Here is a 988-nt window from a genome sequence, read left to right as displayed (position 1 = left end):
TTGACATCCTCCTCCGCGTGAACGCGGAGGATTCCAACATCTACACGTCCTCCGGGAGAGGGGGTGTGCAGTGTTGAGGTTCGCGGTTCACGGGCCGCCCCTCGGCGTCGCCTCCCCGCGCAGTCACCCACGTGGTTGCCCACTGATGCCCCAGGGCGATGTTGCGTGCCGCGTTCACGTCCGCGTTCGCCTGCTGCCCGCAGCCCCGGCAGCGGAAGACGGCTTGGCTCTCACGCGCCTCCCGGTCCCGGGTTCCGCAGGTGTTGCAGATCTGCGACGTCCACGCAGGGTTGATCTTCTCGACCCGGCCGGGGGCCTTCTGCTCCAACCGGGCGACCAGCAGCCCCCAGCCGTGGGCGAGAATGCTCCGGTTCAGCCCGGCTTTCTGCCGCACGTTGCGCCCCGGCTCGGCGACGGTACCCTTCGCCGAACGGGTCATCGCCCCGACCGGCAACGCCTCCACCCGGATCAGATCGTACCGGCGGGCCAGCGCGGTACTGGTCTTCTCCACCCAGTCCTTACGCCGGGCGGCCTCCCGGGCTTTCACCCGGGCGATCTGCCCGACCAGTCGGGCCCGCCAGTGCGATCCCCACCTCGCTCGAGCAAGGCGACGCTGCAACCGGACCAGCCGGGTCTTTTCGGCGGGGCGCAGCCCGGGGCAGCGCAGCAACTCCCCGGTGCTCAACGCGGCCGACACCGCCACACCCCGGTCGACCCCGACGACCCCACCGGTACCCGGGGCGGGAATCGGGTCGGGCACGGCGGCGAACGCGACATGCCAGCGACCCGCACGATCCCGCGTCACCCGGTAGGACCTGGCATCCGGAACGATGCGGCTACGGCGGAACCTGACCCAGCCCACCATGGGGATCCGCACCTGCGACCAGCGCCGGTTGACCTGCCGCACATCACCCGACCTGACCGCGACGACCCGGAACCCCTCACCCCGCCCGCGTCGACGCCACGCCGGCCGCCGATGCGAACCACC

The 988-nt window shown here is 71.4% G+C and carries 1 protein-coding gene; it reads right to left on the bottom strand.

Features of this window, described 5'->3' with window-relative positions; genetic code table 11:
- Positions 1 to 40: 40 nt before the first annotated feature.
- A partial coding sequence (locus G6R25_RS24210) for an RNA-guided endonuclease InsQ/TnpB family protein (protein WP_163554677.1) occupies positions 41 to 988 on the bottom strand: 948 nt, incomplete at its 5' end.

Origin of the sequence: Candidatus Frankia alpina, from assembly GCF_902806485.1 — a bacterium.
In the GTDB taxonomy this organism is placed as follows: domain Bacteria; phylum Actinomycetota; class Actinomycetes; order Frankiales; family Frankiaceae; genus Frankia; species Frankia alpina.
Note: the sequence above shows the minus strand (reverse complement) of the source record. Positions and strands in the feature narration are given on the sequence as shown.